The 13,901-nt window shown below is 67.6% G+C and carries 16 protein-coding genes and 2 pseudogenes; 10 read left to right on the top strand and 8 right to left on the bottom strand.

Annotation, left to right across the window (positions count from 1 at the left end; translation table 11 throughout):
• The first annotated feature begins 209 nt into the window (after nt 1-209).
• The 5 genes from tgmA to CHF15_RS34430 all read left to right on the top strand — a co-directional run bounded on the left by tgmA (nt 210) and on the right by CHF15_RS34430 (nt 3,517).
• The gene (tgmA, locus tag CHF15_RS34450) at nt 210-521 is read left to right on the top strand and encodes a putative ATP-grasp-modified RiPP (protein WP_089227852.1); all 312 of its coding nucleotides are present in this window, start codon (nt 210-212) and stop codon (nt 519-521) included.
• 11 nt (nt 522-532) lie between these two features.
• Nucleotides 533-1,465 carry an ATP-grasp ribosomal peptide maturase gene (tgmB, locus tag CHF15_RS34445; protein WP_089227945.1) on the top strand — a complete coding sequence of 311 codons (933 nt, stop codon included), beginning with the start codon at nt 533-535 and terminating at the stop codon, nt 1,463-1,465.
• Nucleotides 1,462-2,604: an ATP-grasp peptide maturase system methyltransferase gene (tgmC, locus tag CHF15_RS34440; RefSeq protein WP_089227851.1), complete on the top strand. Its 1,143-nt coding sequence runs from the start codon at nt 1,462-1,464 to the stop codon at nt 2,602-2,604. The genes tgmB and tgmC overlap by 4 nt, the downstream gene beginning before the upstream one ends.
• A 109-nt stretch (nt 2,605-2,713) precedes the next feature.
• The gene (locus CHF15_RS34435) at nt 2,714-2,920 is read left to right on the top strand and encodes a hypothetical protein (RefSeq protein WP_143681705.1); all 207 of its coding nucleotides are present in this window, start codon (nt 2,714-2,716) and stop codon (nt 2,918-2,920) included.
• A 99-nt stretch (nt 2,921-3,019) separates the two neighbouring features.
• Nucleotides 3,020-3,517 carry a hypothetical protein gene (locus tag CHF15_RS34430; protein ID WP_089227849.1) on the top strand — a complete coding sequence of 166 codons (498 nt, stop codon included), beginning with the start codon at nt 3,020-3,022 and terminating at the stop codon, nt 3,515-3,517.
• A 65-nt stretch (nt 3,518-3,582) separates the two neighbouring features.
• On the opposite strand, the gene CHF15_RS34425 is transcribed toward CHF15_RS34430, so the two are convergent.
• Together CHF15_RS34425 and CHF15_RS34420 are read right to left on the bottom strand one after the other, a co-directional pair.
• The gene (locus CHF15_RS34425; RefSeq protein WP_220093352.1) at nt 3,583-4,737 is read right to left on the bottom strand and encodes an FAD-dependent oxidoreductase; all 1,155 of its coding nucleotides are present in this window, start codon (nt 4,735-4,737) and stop codon (nt 3,583-3,585) included.
• A gap of 26 nt (nt 4,738-4,763) precedes the next feature.
• Nucleotides 4,764-5,537 (bottom strand): enoyl-CoA hydratase-related protein, encoded by a 774-nt coding sequence (locus CHF15_RS34420; protein ID WP_089227848.1) that lies wholly within the window; start codon nt 5,535-5,537, stop codon nt 4,764-4,766.
• A 632-nt stretch (nt 5,538-6,169) separates the two neighbouring features.
• On the opposite strand from CHF15_RS34420, the gene CHF15_RS46490 reads away from it, so the two are divergent.
• Nucleotides 6,170-6,721 carry a hypothetical protein gene (locus CHF15_RS46490; protein WP_179280093.1) on the top strand — a complete coding sequence of 184 codons (552 nt, stop codon included), beginning with the start codon at nt 6,170-6,172 and terminating at the stop codon, nt 6,719-6,721.
• Nucleotides 6,722-6,762: 41 nt separating this feature from the next.
• Here CHF15_RS46490 and CHF15_RS46795 read toward each other — a convergent pair.
• A pseudogene (locus tag CHF15_RS46795) lies at nt 6,763-6,936 on the bottom strand (IS110 family transposase); the annotation flags it as partial.
• Between the two features lie 159 nt (nt 6,937-7,095).
• Here CHF15_RS46795 and CHF15_RS34410 point away from each other — a divergent pair.
• Nucleotides 7,096-7,596, top strand: a complete 501-nt coding sequence (locus CHF15_RS34410; RefSeq protein WP_143681704.1) for a hypothetical protein — start codon at nt 7,096-7,098, stop codon at nt 7,594-7,596.
• Nucleotides 7,597-7,739: 143 nt separating this feature from the next.
• Nucleotides 7,740-8,134: pseudogene (gene tpg, locus CHF15_RS34405) on the top strand (telomere-protecting terminal protein Tpg); the annotation flags it as partial.
• Nucleotides 8,135-8,352: 218 nt separating this feature from the next.
• Here tpg and CHF15_RS34400 read toward each other — a convergent pair.
• Nucleotides 8,353-8,640, bottom strand: a complete 288-nt coding sequence (locus CHF15_RS34400; RefSeq protein ID WP_089227845.1) for a hypothetical protein — start codon at nt 8,638-8,640, stop codon at nt 8,353-8,355.
• 304 nt (nt 8,641-8,944) lie between these two features.
• Between CHF15_RS34400 and CHF15_RS46010 the strand changes: the two genes are divergently transcribed.
• Entirely contained in the window at nt 8,945-9,448 is a 504-nt protein-coding gene (locus CHF15_RS46010; RefSeq protein ID WP_245939182.1) for a hypothetical protein, read from the top strand.
• Nucleotides 9,449-9,503: 55 nt separating this feature from the next.
• Here the strand turns inward: CHF15_RS46010 and CHF15_RS46005 are convergent, their stop codons facing one another.
• The 4 genes from CHF15_RS46005 to CHF15_RS34375 all read right to left on the bottom strand — a co-directional run bounded on the left by CHF15_RS46005 (nt 9,504) and on the right by CHF15_RS34375 (nt 12,144).
• Nucleotides 9,504-9,755, bottom strand: coding sequence for a helicase associated domain-containing protein (locus CHF15_RS46005; protein WP_245939181.1), 252 nt, complete (start codon nt 9,753-9,755; stop codon nt 9,504-9,506).
• A 484-nt stretch (nt 9,756-10,239) separates the two neighbouring features.
• On the bottom strand, nt 10,240-10,614 hold the full coding sequence (locus tag CHF15_RS34385; protein ID WP_089227843.1) for a fic family toxin-antitoxin system, toxin component: 375 nt from the start codon (nt 10,612-10,614) through the stop codon (nt 10,240-10,242).
• On the bottom strand, nt 10,614-10,850 hold the full coding sequence (locus tag CHF15_RS34380; RefSeq protein ID WP_089227842.1) for a hypothetical protein: 237 nt from the start codon (nt 10,848-10,850) through the stop codon (nt 10,614-10,616). Before CHF15_RS34380 ends, CHF15_RS34385 begins: the two co-directional genes overlap by 1 nt.
• A 556-nt stretch (nt 10,851-11,406) precedes the next feature.
• Nucleotides 11,407-12,144, bottom strand: coding sequence for an ATP-grasp domain-containing protein (locus tag CHF15_RS34375; RefSeq protein ID WP_089227942.1), 738 nt, complete (start codon nt 12,142-12,144; stop codon nt 11,407-11,409).
• Nucleotides 12,145-13,033: 889 nt separating this feature from the next.
• Between CHF15_RS34375 and CHF15_RS46790 the strand changes: the two genes are divergently transcribed.
• Nucleotides 13,034-13,480, top strand: coding sequence for a DUF6308 family protein (locus CHF15_RS46790; protein WP_089227841.1), 447 nt, complete (start codon nt 13,034-13,036; stop codon nt 13,478-13,480).
• The last annotated feature ends 421 nt before the right edge of the window (nt 13,481-13,901 follow it).

Genomic DNA, 13,901 nt, shown 5'->3' with positions numbered 1-13,901 from the left:
GCTCCTTGCCCTCCTGATCGGTGGCGGCGCAGTCATCGACCTTGCCAGCCACTAGACCACCGTCTCCCGCGTACGGCAGGGAGCCAACGTGAGAGACGGCGAACCACGCCCGCCCGGTCGCGGAAACCGCAGACAGGGGCGGGTCCGCAAGTCGCACCACCCGCGCGAGGACAGTCCAAGCGCGGGCAGACACAACGAGGGGGCACATCGTGTTCCAGCACTCCGACCGTCTCCCGACCGGCACGCCGCTGCCGACCGGCATCCCCACACCGCCGCCGTTCGGCGTGAGCCGCATGGCGCCGTACCCGGCCACCGCGCCGGCCTACGCCCACGCCGAGCTGGACCCGGCGACGCAGACCACCCGGTACTTCGACGCGCGCGGCGGCATCGTGGAGATGCCCGGCCACGGAACGAGCACCGGCACGGCCCCGTCAACCGGCACCGGCAACCCGTCCGACGGGGCCGGCCCCGGTGGCGGGGGCGGCGGCGACACCGACACCGGGAACGACAGCGACCAGTGACGACGGGTCCGGTGCTGGTCGTCACCAATCTGGACGACCCCACGACGGACCTGGTGGTAACCGAGCTGCACGACCGGGGTGTCCCGGTCGTGCGGCTCGACTCCGGGGACTTCCCCGCCACCCTGTCTCTCGCGGCCACGATCGACCATCACGGCATCACTGGGACGTTGTCGACGCCCACCCGCACTGCGGACCTGACCCGCGTCCGGTCGCTGTACTACCGGCGGCCGTCCGGGTTCACCTTTCCGCACCTGGACGAGCAGACCGCGCGGTTCGCTGCCGGGCAGGCCCGGTACGGCCTGGGCGGGGTTCTGGCTTCACTTCCCGGCTGTCTGTACGTCAACCATCCCCACCGGATCGGCGACGCCGAGTTCAAGCCGTCGGGCTTGGCCACGGCCGTCGACGTCGGGTTCCAGGTACCGCCCACGCTCATCACCTCGGAACCGGACGCGGCGCGGGCCTTCATCAAGCGCCACGCCCTGGCCATCTACAAGCCACTGTCGACGCCGCTGTACCTGATCGACGGAGTGTCCAGCACGGTGCAGGTGGACGAGGTCACCCCCGAGGACATTGACGAGCGGGTGGCGGGCACTGTGCACCTCTTCCAGCAGCGCGTCGACAAGGCCAGTGACGTGCGGGTGACCGTCATCGGCGACCGCGTGTTCTGTGTGCGCATCGACTCCGACTTGCTGGACTGGCGTACCGACTACGGCAGGCTGCGCTACAGCGTGGTGGAGCCGCCGGCCGGGATCGCGGACGCCCTGCACCGCTACCTGGCACGCTTCGGGTTGGTCTTCGGCGCTTTCGACTTCGCCATCGACCGGGCCGGGGCATGGTGGTTCCTTGAGTGCAACCCCTCTGGCCAGTGGGCGTGGATGGTGCCCGAGACGGGATTGCCGTTGGTGGCAGCCATGGCCGATCTACTCGAACGGAAGGCGTCATGACCCATCAAGGCCTGCGGGACAAGCTGCTCCGCCTCATGACCGAGCAGGGCAGCGTCCGGTCACCTCAGTGGCGGGATGCGGTCGCAGTCACGCCCCGGCACGAGTTCCTGCGCGGCGGCTACTTCCGCTGGGTGGAGGGGTCGTCGCCGACGGCATGGGAGCCGGTGATGCCGGACGATCCGCACTGGTTGACCGGCTGCTACAGCGACGTGTCACTTGTGACGCAGATCGCCGGGACGATCGTGCCGGGCGAGATCCGCGGGCAGATCCTGCGCCAGCCCACCAGCTCCAGCACGTTCCCGGGGCTGGTCGTGCGGATGCTGGAAGACCTGGAAGTCGTGGACGGCGCGCGGGTCCTGGAGGTCGGCACGGGCACCGGGTACTCAACGGCGCTGCTGTGTCACCGGCTCGGCGACGAGCGGGTCACCTCGGTGGAAGTCGACGCCGGCGTGTCGGCCAGGGCGGCGGCGGCCCTGGCGCAGGTCGGGCATGCGCCGCACCTGGTCGTCGGCGACGGCCTGGCCGGTCACAAGGACGGTGCGCCGTACGACCGCATCATCGCCACGTGCGGCGTGCTCACCATCCCGCAGGAGTGGATCGCGCAGGTTGGCCCGGGAGGGACGATCCTGGCCACGGTGTGCGGCTGGTTGTACTCGTCGGAGTTGGCGCGGCTTACGGTGCGGGAGGACGGCAGTGCGAGCGGGCACCTGCTGGGCGGGCAGATCTCGTTCATGCTCGCCCGGCCCCATCTGCCGCCACCGTTGGGGATGCTCCCTGACACCGGCGCAGGCGTGGAGCGTGCCACGTCGGTGGGCGCGGACGTCCTTGACGACTGGACGGCGCGATTCGTGGCGCAGATCGCGGCGCCGCGGGCGCAGCGCGTCACGCTCGATGCCAACGAGCACCTGCTCCTGGACGTGGAGGCCGGCACGTGGGCGCTGGTGTACCGGGAGGGTCAGGCGTGGCGTGTCCGGCAGGGCGGCCCAGCCAGGCTGTGGGACGACGTGGAAAGCCTGATCGCGCGGTGGCGTGAGGCGGGCGCCCCCGACCTGGATCGGTTCGGGCTGACCATCAGCCCCGATGGGGAGCACCGGTACTGGCTGGACACCCCGGACTGCCCGCTGTCCCTGGACGGGTAGCCCCCTGCAGCTTCCCTCCTTCCCGCAGGGGCACGCCCCCCGACCCCCGTGGGGGCGAGCGGCCCGCACCCGTGAGCGGGCCGTGCACAATCCCGCCGCGCACCCCGAGATGGCTCCCAGGGGGGCAGCAGCGGTTTCCAGCAACCGCACCTCGCTGCTGCCCTCGATCTCCAGTGACTGGCTGCTGCTGGCTGATCGGGGCTTCTACAGCTTCGCCGCGTTCAGCGCCGCCGCCCAGACCGGGGCGGCGCTGTGCTGGCGGGCACCGACGCAGCTGTCGCTGCCGGTCTTGAAGGTCCTGTCCGACGGTACGTAGCTGTCGGCCCTGGTTGATCCCCGCCTGCGCGGCCGCCAGCGGGAGGAACTCCTACAGGAGGCGAAGTCCGGCGCGAAGCCGGACCCGGCCGCAGCCCACGTGGTGCGGATCGTCGAGTACGACGTCCCCGACCGCGACGGCGGTGAACTGATCTGCCTGATCACCACGATCACTGAGCCAGAGGCCGCAACCGCCGCCGAACTGGCGGCCGCCTACCACCAGAGGTGGGAGGAGGAAGCCACGAACGGCCAACTGAAGACGGTTCTACGCGGCCCGGGGAAGGTGCTGCGGTCCAAGAGTCCGGACCTGGTCCACCAGGAGATCTGGGCCTACCTGCTGGTCCACTACGCGATCAACTCCCTGATCTGCCACGCCGCGACCGGCGCCGACATCGACCCGGACCGGATCAGCTTCCTCAGGACCCTTAACATCGTTCGCCGCACCGCCACCGGGACGGCGGCCCCCCTGAACGCTGGGAAGCGGTCAAGACGGAGGTCCTCGCCACCCTTGCCGCGCGCCGAAACCGCAACCCAGCGCGCCGCCCCCGGTCCTACCCACGCATGGTCAAGCGCGTCCGCCACAACTCCTACCGGGTGAAGAGGACTTCGGATACAGGCACCCGCCACGCGGGGCCACCGAGCCTGAAGTTCGCGTCCGTCACTTCAGCCCGTACGTGCCAGCATGTCGCGCATGATCAGGGCGGCGGATGCCGGAGCGGCCTTGACGAAACCGAAGAACGGCCCGAAATCCTGCGTCGCGGAGAAGCCGGTGAGATACAGCCCAGGAACGGTGCTCTGGAGGGCTTCGTCCAGCACTGGAGAGCCATTTCGCATCTTGATGCGTTCCACCAGGTCCGCCAGGAACGGGACGCGGGCCAGTTCGGCCGCGTATCCAGTGGCGAAGATCACCTGATCCACGGTCAAGGACTGAGTGTTCGACATCGTGATCCGCACCGGCCCGCCGTCCACTGTCGGCTCCGCCAGGACCACTGCGGTTTCCGGCCAGATCCGGACGCCGGCCGCATCGAGCCGCGCCGGCAGCCACGGCTCCAGCGTGCCGCGGCCGGCCTCCCAACATCGCGCCAGGATTGCTTCCCGCACGGGAACCGGCAAGCGGCGCCACCATCCGGAACCCCGCATCGTGGCCTCGAGGTAGTCGTCAAAGAACGTCCAACTCACCGACGCGAAACGGGGCATGGGATGGCGGTGCACCACATCGACGCGAGCCGCACCGTGTTCACCGATCAGAGCCGCCCACTCATACGCACTCTGTCGGCCCCCGACGATGAGCACACGCTGCCCGGACAGGGCATCGAAGCGGACCAGGTCACAGCTGTGGGACGCGCGGCCGGACGGGATCGAGCCGCCCCAATCGGGTAGTCGGGTGAAGTAGCTGATACCCGGCGCGGCGACCACGACATCGGCGCGTATCCGCTCGCCGCTGTCGAGCTCTGCGTGAAACGTGCCGTCCCGGTGGGTGAGGCGCGTGACCAGATCCTGCCTCAGGGTGATGCCTTTGGCGCGGCGGAACCAGTCGGCATACTCACGAAAGAGCTCCACGGGAATCGGATCAACCTCTTTGGGTGAGAGGGCCCGTTCCCGCAGATATGCCTCCAGGGTGCAGACGCCGGTTGCGTCCAGATGCCAGTCGATGCCCGAACGCAGCAGCATTCCCTGCGGCATGTGCTCGGACCAGAACCCCATCGGCCGTCCGACCACGACCGCATCCACGCCTCGGTCACCGGCGAGCGCGGCCGCCGACAGCGCAAATGGCCCTCCGCCGATGATGAGCATCGGCACCGACGTGGAATCCTGCATCGTTGTCTCAGGGCTCCGTTCATTCGTCACTCGGGCCACACCGGCGGCCTCTTCTCCAAGAAGGATGCAATGCCTTCGCGAGCTGCCGGGGTCTGAGAGGAATCAGCCATGACCTCGCAAGCGATCTCATAAGCGTCGGATTCGGGACGGTCCAGCTGTGAGTAGAGGGTTCGCTTTCCCAGCGCCTTGCTGGCCGCGCTGCCACGACTGGCCCGGGCGAGGAGTTCCTCGACCGCCTCGTCGAGTTCGCCGTCGGGGACCACTCGATTGACCAGTCCCCACTCCAGGGCGGTACGGGAACCGATCACATCGCCGGTGAGGGCCATCTCCATGAGTCGCTTGCGTCCGATGGAGCGGGCCACCGGCACGGCAGGCGTGTGGCAGAACCAACCCCCCTTGCCGCCGGGAAGTGCAAACCCGGCAGACTCACCCGCCACCGCCAGGTCACACGATGCCACGAGCTGACAACCTGCGGCCGTGGCCAAGCCTTGCACTCTGGCCACCACCACTTGCGGTGCGGACTGAAGAAGCCGCATGACGTCCGTACACAGATGCAGCAGCTCCCGAATGCCCTTGGCGTCCTGTGCGAGCACGTCGGAGAAGTCATGCCCGGCGCTGAAAACCGGTCCATTCGCCGCCAGAACAACCCCTACCGCCGGGGATCCCGCCACCTCGGTCAGTGCCTTCTGCAACTCGCGAAGCAGCTCCCAGCTCAAGGCATTTCGGCGTTCAGGCCGATTCAGGGTGATCCAGACGGAATTCCCTTGCCTGGCCATGACGAGATTCTCATATGCGACCACAAGATAATTTTATCGTAGATTCCGGCGATCTATCCCGAATGGGCGAGACGTGGCCGAGTCGCCGTCGGGACAGTGCCACATCGCGGACTCCGTCCACATTGGAGTTCCCCCTCCGGGCTGGACAGCCTGATACTGAGACCTGATCCGGGTGCGCGCCCCGGCACCGGGTGCTGGGTGTCCGAGGCGGCGACGCGAGAACGCCTCACCCATTCCGGCCATACCGCCGGTCACGACGATCACCTTCGACTGCAGCCCTGACATGTTTCCCATTTTCCTTACCGATCATTACAGAATGACCCTCCGTCGCGCCCGGAAGGTGAGGTCACCCGAGGTGCGCGGAGGGTGTGGGCGAGCCTAAAATTTGGAAGGACCGATCGTTCCAGATTGAGTGCCCATCACGTGCTTGCGCGGGGGTGAAGGGGTGCAGGGCGGGGCGCGTCAATCCATTGGTCGTCGCCTGCCGGGCGGTATTGGCTGGTCAGGACTTGAGGCCGTTGCCTGATGCTGACGGATTTTCATCCCGACCGTTGGAGCCGGGGGATGTGACCGCGTCGGGACGTGAGCCACTGATCCCGATCACGCAGCTATATGCCCGGGATGTGCCCGGTCTGCCCTTCCCGGAGGGGACGGACGTGCTTCAGGTGCTGTGGCTGCCGGTGCCGGACCTCGAAGGGTGCTGGCCGGCGGTGCAGTTGCGGTGGCGGGTGGCGAGCGAGGTGCGGGATGTGCTGGACGAGCCGCCGGCGCTGGAGTTCGTGGACTGGGACGAACATGTACCCCGGCCGTGCGTACTGCAGCCGGAGGAGATACGGGAGTTCCCGCCGCTGTATGTTCTGGGCGAGGAGCTCAGTGAGCGCGTCATGGCCTGGTCGGAGGCCACATCGCTGAAGTACCAATGGGAGCTGTCCGTCGCACCGGGATGGAAGGCGGGCGGCTGGCCGGCGGAGTTCACCTTCCGTGACCCGGCGGGCACCGACGAGCTGTACTGCGGCGAGTGCGGTGGCCCTGTGGAGGCGCTGCTTACCGTTGGCGCCAGCGAGTACGGCGCGGGTTCCGGGAGCTGGGCCGCTCTGGAGCTCCAGGCGCTAGCGGAGGTGACCCCGGACGCGGAACCCAGCGTGTACGAACCCGGCGGTGGCACTGCGACCTCCAGCACACACCGCGGTTCGAGGTCCCGAAGGTGACTTTCCGGAACCGAAGACGGCACGTCCACGACACGAGCCGGGGCGGCCGGGTAATACTCGCGCAGGAGGGAACGGAACTGGTTGGCAATCTGCTGCCGGCTCCAGAGTGCGTCCTGCTGGGCGCGGGCCAGGACAGCGACCGCTCCGGGTTTTCGGCGATATTCGGACGCCGCTGCTGGGCGGGTACTGCGTCGCAGGTCTGCCCGTACCTCGTTCAACTACCCGTAGAGCCTTGACCGCCACTGAACCGCCGTGCCGAGATGCAGCGGCTTTGCCGCGGTGAGACTCTGGTGATACGGGGCCATTTCGAAGCTCTCGTCCGCGACGCGGCGCCCGCCCATTGAGCCGGGCTCTGATTCCCGCGAGGTCCGAACATGAAGCTTGGATATGTTACAGCGGCGGCTCTGCTGGCCGCCGTTCCTTTCACTGTCACGTCACCGCCCGCTGCCGCCCTCGAAACAACGCACATCGTCAAGCTCACAGCAACGATGAGAACCTACGCCTGCTGCGATTTCCTGACGGAAAAAAGCCATGAGGAGAACACAACTCTCCACTCGACACTCAACCTGACGAACAGCAAGCGACACGCTGAAAAAAAGTTCGAGTTGTGTGCCGGCGAGGAAGCCCGGGGTGTTCTGCGTATCCATGCGGATCTGCTGACCTCCGGCGAGGTCCAGCTATCCCCGTGGCTGACCCTGTACGAGGGGACGAGCTGCCTCAGCACGGATGACGAAGGCCGCTCGGACTTCGCTGCCCGGAACCTCAAGTCCGGTCGAGGGTCCATGACCTGGGAAATGACCGTACACAACACCGAGTTCCACTCGGATGATGAGGCGTTCGCGAAGCTTACGGTCACGCATGACATCTGGCCGTGACCGCATGGCAAGCAGTGCTCCACGACAGTGTGGACGAGACCGCCGCCAGCCTCGGTCCTTTGGAAGGCCAATGCTGGCGTCTGAGGCCCGCCTGTGGCCCGCGCAGGTGATCGATGCCGTGCGGTAGAGAAGGGGACCGGCCGATGGGAATGCTCCAGGACGGCCTCGACAGGGCTGTGCAGGGCGTGTTCACCCGCCCGATCCCGAAGTCCGCCCAGGCGCGCATGCGCTACCTGGTCAAAGCCCTCAAGGGCCCCCACGCCGCCGCCGAGGCGCTCGGCATCTCGCGGCGGACCGTGGAGCGCTACGACCGGGGCCGCTCAAGCAGCCCCGCGCGGACCTCGCCGCCTGGCTGGAACGCGAAGTGACACAGCGCTGGCAGCCGCAGGTCCGCGCCCGCGCCCGGCAGGCCGCGGCCACCACCGGCGGTATCGTCATCGACACCCGGGCCCGCCTCGGCTTCACCGCCGCCCCCGGCTCCACTGACGACGCCCGCCTGCGCCTGATCACCCAGACCCTCCCACCCGTCTATGCGGCCTGATGGTCTGCGTGTGATTGTCCGTTGCTGATCGCCACCGTGACGTCAGTCAGTGAGGACTCGGCTTGATCAGGGACAAGTCGCTGATCTCCTCCGCCGGTTACTTGTGACGCGAGTGGCGAAAGCCGGTATCAACGTCGTGCAGACCGGCAGCTTGGGCGAAGGGCTCCAGCGCGTGTGATGCGCCGGAGCCTCTCGTGGAGGCAGCACGAGTCAGGTCAGTAGGCGATCGATCCCTTGGTGCTGAACTGGAATTGCACTATGAATCTGGTGCCGTCCTTGACGTCGGTGGCTGCCAGACCCCAGGTTCCGACCGTGATGTCGCGGTAGGCATTGCAGTAGGAGCTGCCGCTCGTGGGGTAGAAGCAGGTGCGCACGGGCACGAAGTCGAAACCGCCGCCGGCTGCGATGGACGGCTTGACGTTGATGTCGTTGCAGTTGGACGTGGCGTAGGCGTATCCGGATGCGGGCCACACGTACTCGTTCCCGTTGTCGACGGGACTCATGCTCCTGGCAGTACCCAGGCAGGTTGCTGCGCTGGCTGGCGTGGTGGTCATGGCAGTGAGCCCACCAGCCGCCAGAACCGCGGCCGCCAGGGTTGCAAGGATCCGACGTGCTGACATGCGCGTTCCCCTCTCGATTCGTCTCCGGCGCTCCCGTTCCCCGCCGGCACTTCGAAGATCAGGCGGCATTATGTCGTGGACACGATCGGTTGGAGAAGAGTCAGATTCAGCCGCTGTCGACGGGTCGGCTCTCGGGAGTCGGCGCGACCTCCGGCGCTGCGCTTGCCGCAGGTGCAAGGTGCTGACCATGGATTTCTCGTTCCTCCAGCTCGACTTTCGACGTTTCGTCGATCGTCGTGGGTTGCTCGGGCGGGTGATGCAGCACCGACCTCGGGCCTCCCTGACCCGCTACGAAGCGTCATCTGTGTTCCCGTCGCTCGGCGGCATCTGGACCAGTGAAGATCCCTTGCTCGCGGTGACGAAGGCAGGCGATCATTTGGCCATGAGACCCGAAGTGCAGGCGTTCGTCGCCGACGGCACGCTTCCTGGCTGGGAGGCGAGCGAAGGAGAGGTCGACAGGCGTGACCAGCAGCTCGGCGCGATCGCCAGGCCGGTCACCAGAGAGGAAGCGAAGGCCCTCGTCTCCTGCTTCGGTCCGGACGACTGCTACGGCGTTGCCTGGACTCTCCTGCACCTCATCGAGACGGGTCCTAACCCCCTCCTGACTACTGCACCTGGGCCGGACGTCAACGAGTGGCACCAGCGCCTCTACGATCGCGCCGTGTTCGGGGGCCTCCTACCTGGGATTTGACGGCACAGCAACCTGAGGCGTCTGCCACGACACTGCCGTGGTTGTGTGCTGTTACTCAGCCCCAGCGCATGCCGAGTGCGGTGAGTTCTGCAACGCGTTCGGGGGCGAGACCGGCACGTCGGGCGCGTTGGTTGGCGATGAAGATGCCGAGGGTGTGGGCGGTGCCGTCGATGGTCTCGACATGAGACCGCGGTACATCAAGGTGCCCCCCGCGCTCGGCGTACTGGCGGGCGGCGGCGAGGTTGGAGGCCCAGGTAGTCGTCCATTGAGATGACCGTGCCCGCTCCCGTCGCCTCGCGCGTTCCACGAGGGAAGGCGCGCCATGACCACACGATGGACCGCGCCAGAGCGGCGGCGGCACCTGACTCGTCAATGGTTGTCCGGCGTCATCGAATTTCGACGGGCCGGCGCAGAGTAGGATCCGCTCGTGATGCGGCGCATGGCTCGGAATCCGCGTTGGGTTGTCCTTGGTATCTGCGCCATGGTGGCGGCAGGAACGCTCGGTTGGTATGCCATTGGGACCGTGCGCCCCGACTGTGCTGTCTCGTTCGGCTACGTGGAGCGTGGCGGCCACGTCAGGGGGCCGGACGGGAAAGCGACGACCGTCGAGGAACTCCGAGCCAAGGCCTACCGGGATGCCTACGACTCTGGCGCCTGCGAGAAACCCCACTCCCGGTGGCATGACTGGGTCAGCTGACCTGGACCGCCAGTGAGTCATGGGCAGGTTCAGCGTGGCTGGTCAAACGTCAATGGGATCCGGTCAATGTTCGATGACACCGGACCAATGATGATCAGGTTGACGGCCAGGTCCGCAGCACGGCGGCAATCCTCGGCGCGGTGCAGGCAGGGTCCAGGAGAAGGTCGCGCAGGGCGGTGGCGTCCTGGCGGGACGGTTTGACGGAGACCCCTGACGCCTCGAGGTACATGACTCCTGTGGCGGCTGCGACCGCAAGGTTGGACCGCTCCAGCCACCGGCATCGGCCCAGGGTGTGCACCAGCGCCGCAGCCCGCGCGTACGGCCCGTCATAGACCGGCTGCTCCAGCAGCTCGGCCTGATGCCGCGCGCACGCCGCGACCGGCACGCCGTAGTCGTCGGGCGCCGGATCGCCGGCTCCGGCAAGCTCGGCCACCTGCAGGATCCAGGGGACGTCGATGTGCAGTTCCATTAGGCGGCGTGCGCCCCCGCCCCGTCCTGGCCCTGCTCAGCCTCGTCGAAGAGCTCCTGGTGCTCGGCGAGGAACCGCTCGGCCGCGCCCATGGCGCGGGCCCGCAGGCCGCTCGCGTCTTCCAGGACGAGCTGGGACAGGTAGTCCCCGACTGACAGCCCGCGGTCCGCCGCTCGCTTCCGGGCGATCTCCGCGACCTCGTCGTCGACGCGCGCTCCGAGTTGTGTCTTGGCCATACCCGCATGGTAACAGCTGTTACCGAAGTCGGCGAGGCTGCCTCTCCAGCGCGACCCCAAAACCCTGGCAGGAAATTTGGCCTGCCCGCCACACCAGGCCCCCTGCCATCACAGGGACCTGCCATATCCCTCCTGCCGTCGCCGCTCCCAGCCGGCAGCCGGCAGCCGGCAGCCGGCAGGACGGCGGCGTGCCCGTGGCCACGGCACGGCCCCACCAGCTCACGGGGGCGGCTGGTGAGAGGCAGGCAAGCTGTCATCACGCTTCTGACAGAGAGAGGGGCCACCGCCACCGATGATGCCGTCGTCCGCCGGATAGAGGACATGGATCCGCTCAAGCGGACTGGCGGTACCCGCGCCGCGAACGTATCCGCAGAGCGCGCCCGCCTGGTGGCGCCGACTTCTTCTGGCAGCTGCTCAAACGTGTCAAGCAGTTGCTGTCGTCTGTCACGCGATCTTGATCGATTGACAGGTGATCTTGACTGAGTTGGAAGCGTCAGTTCCTGGAGTGTGGCCGGGCCAGGCCGGCTGCCGGGGAGCCGAGTTCGCGCAGCGTGGATCAGTGCCGTTCGAACGCCAGATCGCGCGGCTGCGTGTGTTCGCGTGGCCCCGCGGCCCGCAGGATCACGTCTAGTACCCGTGCGGGGTCGGCGGCGTAGGCATGCGAGAACCATGCCATGTTGGCCTCCACCACGGCCCAGCGGTGGCCCGGGCGGTACGGGTCCAGCAGTTGCCCGACGTCCACGACGACGGCACTCGGCAGCGTGTGCCCGGCTACGGCGGCCAGCCGGTCGGTGAACTCCGTGATCTGCGCGGCGGTGGCCCAGTCCGCGCGGTCCGTACCGAGCGGGCGGGGGTCGAGCCGGCCGAACACTGCGTACCGGCTCGCCGTGGCGATCTGGCCGTCGAGCAGGAACAGCCGGTACTCGGCCGCGAAGGTCACCACGTCGGACAGCAGCACCGGTGTTGCCGGGTCCAGGTTGGAGGGCAGCCGGGAGCCGTCGGAGTAGATGTCGGCCGGGAAGGACTTGTCGCGGGGCGGCTTGATGAATGTCGGCTGATCGATCGCCCATGCGTCGGCGATGGTTCCCGCCCGTACCTGGCGGCCGGTGAACTCTTCCGGCAACTCCCCGAGCCAGCCGTCTGTCGGCTCCAGCAACGCGAACCCGAGCCGGCCTGCCAGCCGCGCACCCGCGACCGGTCCGCCGTACCAGTACGCAGGGCCTGCCAGGCCGGGCTCCTCCGCCGCCCTGACCGCCATCCCTCGGCCCGCCGCCTCGACGGCCAACAGTTCCATCGTCGACGTCCACTGCCCAGGCATGACCAGCACCGCGAATCCCTCCCGCACTCAGCAAAACCGCCACGCTAGCCCCACCTGGCCCACCACCGCAGCCGAGAATCCCCCCGCCACAGGCCCCCAGGTGGGCCAGGGAACGACGCGCCACTGCTTTGTCCTGCTTGCTGGCGCATGGATTGCCGGCTGGTGTGTGCAGCGCCGCTTGGTCGGCAAGAGCCCGGGCGAGCGGCTTGTCCTGTCCATCGGGGCGGCTGCGGCCGCTGCGACCATTCTCGTATTTCCACTTCCTGTAGGTGTCGGGTCGTGTCGTCGCTCATGGAGGCGATCTCGAGTTCGCTCCCCGTCTTTGCCGACCGGGGTTCGGCGCGCAGGGCGGGGTTGCGGCCATAGAGCCGGTACGCCGCCGGGATGTGGGTGTTTTTGTGGATCGCCGCCTGGGGACGGCCCAGATCCTCGGCCGTGCTGGCGCTCGCTGTGCCACATGCGACCGGCCAGAGCCCGCCCTGCGGCCGGCCGCGGGTTGTGGCTGCCTTCGCGCTGCAGACCCGTACTTTGCTTGATCGCCGGGCCTGTCGCTCGGACGGCTATGATCCCGAGCCAACGCGGCTCGACGGCGTCAGTGGTAGTCCGGGCGTGGGAGCGGTGGTACCGCAAGCTCCCGGGGCACGCGCCGGGTGGGATCGGCTGTCGGGCATCGCTGTCGCCGAGGGTCTGTAGCCGCGCGCCTACCTGGCCTACCTGGCCTGCCTGGCCTGCCTGGCCGACACTGTCCTCACCCCTGCCGAGCGGGAGCGGCACGGGAGCTGAGCCTGATCCGCTTGTCCCGCCGGCGATCTACACTGCGTGGCAGGGGAGACGCGGGTGAACTGCCTGCAGCAGCTGGGGGGGCATGATGACGGAGGACGCTGTCCGCGTTGGAGCATTCACCGTCAGCATGGATGCGGCCGAACGCTGGATCGGTGAGTACTTCGACGAAGCGGTCAACCGGGATACTGCCAGTCGTCGCGGTAGAGAACACAGTCCTTACGCCTACCCGGTGTACGACCGGTACCAGGCCGGCAGCGGGCCCGCGGAGCTTACCGACGCCGACTTGCTCGCACCTCTGCTGCTGAATGCGGCCCAGAGCCTCACTTGCTGCACCGCAGAGAAGCCTGAGAGCGTTCCAGCCCAGGAACTCATGGGCCGCAGCCGAGGGATCTGGGAGCAGGACCAGGGCGTAGGCCTCTGCAGACAGCCTGTCGACGATCTCCGCAGCGCACAGGGCGACATCGACCTGATCCCTCAGAAGGATGAATGCACGTTGCGGGTCCGGCCTTGTCCTCGCAGTCACCGCTGACAGGCAGATCCACAAGGTCACAGTCCTTGGTGGCGATCTCGACAGGATCCTCGTAGTCAGCCTGCTGTCACCCCGCGGTAGGGATCAGGTCGGGGAAACGCTGCAGCTCTTGGCATGCAGCCGACCGATCAGCCGGAGGCTCGGGAGACCTAGATGACTACGAGCACGGAGTTCTTCCAAAGTAAAGATGATTTGTCCCATTGTAGATCGATTCAGAAGCTACATTGGGCCGCAGTCCCGGGCTGCGATAGCCCGCGGTTGACCGATCAGATGTGGGACACGCTGCAGAGCACCCGGATCGTGGTCCTGTGCGGAGGCCTGCACGGTGACCCGTCAGGGCCCGAGACCGGAAGGGCCATCGGACAGCGACGCATGCGTGCCGTTACGGGGGAGGCCCTATTCGAGTAGCGCCAGGCCAGGT

The sequence above is a fragment of the Actinacidiphila glaucinigra genome (assembly GCF_900188405.1).
Lineage (GTDB): Bacteria > Actinomycetota > Actinomycetes > Streptomycetales > Streptomycetaceae > Actinacidiphila > Actinacidiphila glaucinigra.
Note: the sequence above shows the minus strand (reverse complement) of the source record. Positions and strands in the feature narration are given on the sequence as shown.

Excerpts from the sequence above, each read along its gene's own strand:
- CHF15_RS46010 (WP_245939182.1), top strand. The coding sequence starts at position 8,945 with ATGGATTTCTCGTTCCTCCAGCTCGACTTTCGACGTTTCGTCGATCGT.
- CHF15_RS34400 (WP_089227845.1), bottom strand. The coding sequence starts at position 8,640 with ATGAGTCCCGTCGACAACGGGAACGAGTACGTGTGGCCCGCATCCGGA.
- CHF15_RS34410 (WP_143681704.1), top strand. The coding sequence starts at position 7,096 with ATGAAGCTTGGATATGTTACAGCGGCGGCTCTGCTGGCCGCCGTTCCT.
- tgmC (WP_089227851.1), top strand. The coding sequence starts at position 1,462 with ATGACCCATCAAGGCCTGCGGGACAAGCTGCTCCGCCTCATGACCGAG.
- CHF15_RS34425 (WP_220093352.1), bottom strand. The coding sequence starts at position 4,737 with ATGCAGGATTCCACGTCGGTGCCGATGCTCATCATCGGCGGAGGGCCA.
- CHF15_RS46790 (WP_089227841.1), top strand. The coding sequence starts at position 13,034 with ATGATGACGGAGGACGCTGTCCGCGTTGGAGCATTCACCGTCAGCATG.
- CHF15_RS34385 (WP_089227843.1), bottom strand. The coding sequence starts at position 10,614 with ATGGAACTGCACATCGACGTCCCCTGGATCCTGCAGGTGGCCGAGCTT.
- CHF15_RS34375 (WP_089227942.1), bottom strand. The coding sequence starts at position 12,144 with ATGGAACTGTTGGCCGTCGAGGCGGCGGGCCGAGGGATGGCGGTCAGG.
- CHF15_RS34435 (WP_143681705.1), top strand. The coding sequence starts at position 2,714 with ATGGCTCCCAGGGGGGCAGCAGCGGTTTCCAGCAACCGCACCTCGCTG.
- CHF15_RS34380 (WP_089227842.1), bottom strand. The coding sequence starts at position 10,850 with ATGGCCAAGACACAACTCGGAGCGCGCGTCGACGACGAGGTCGCGGAG.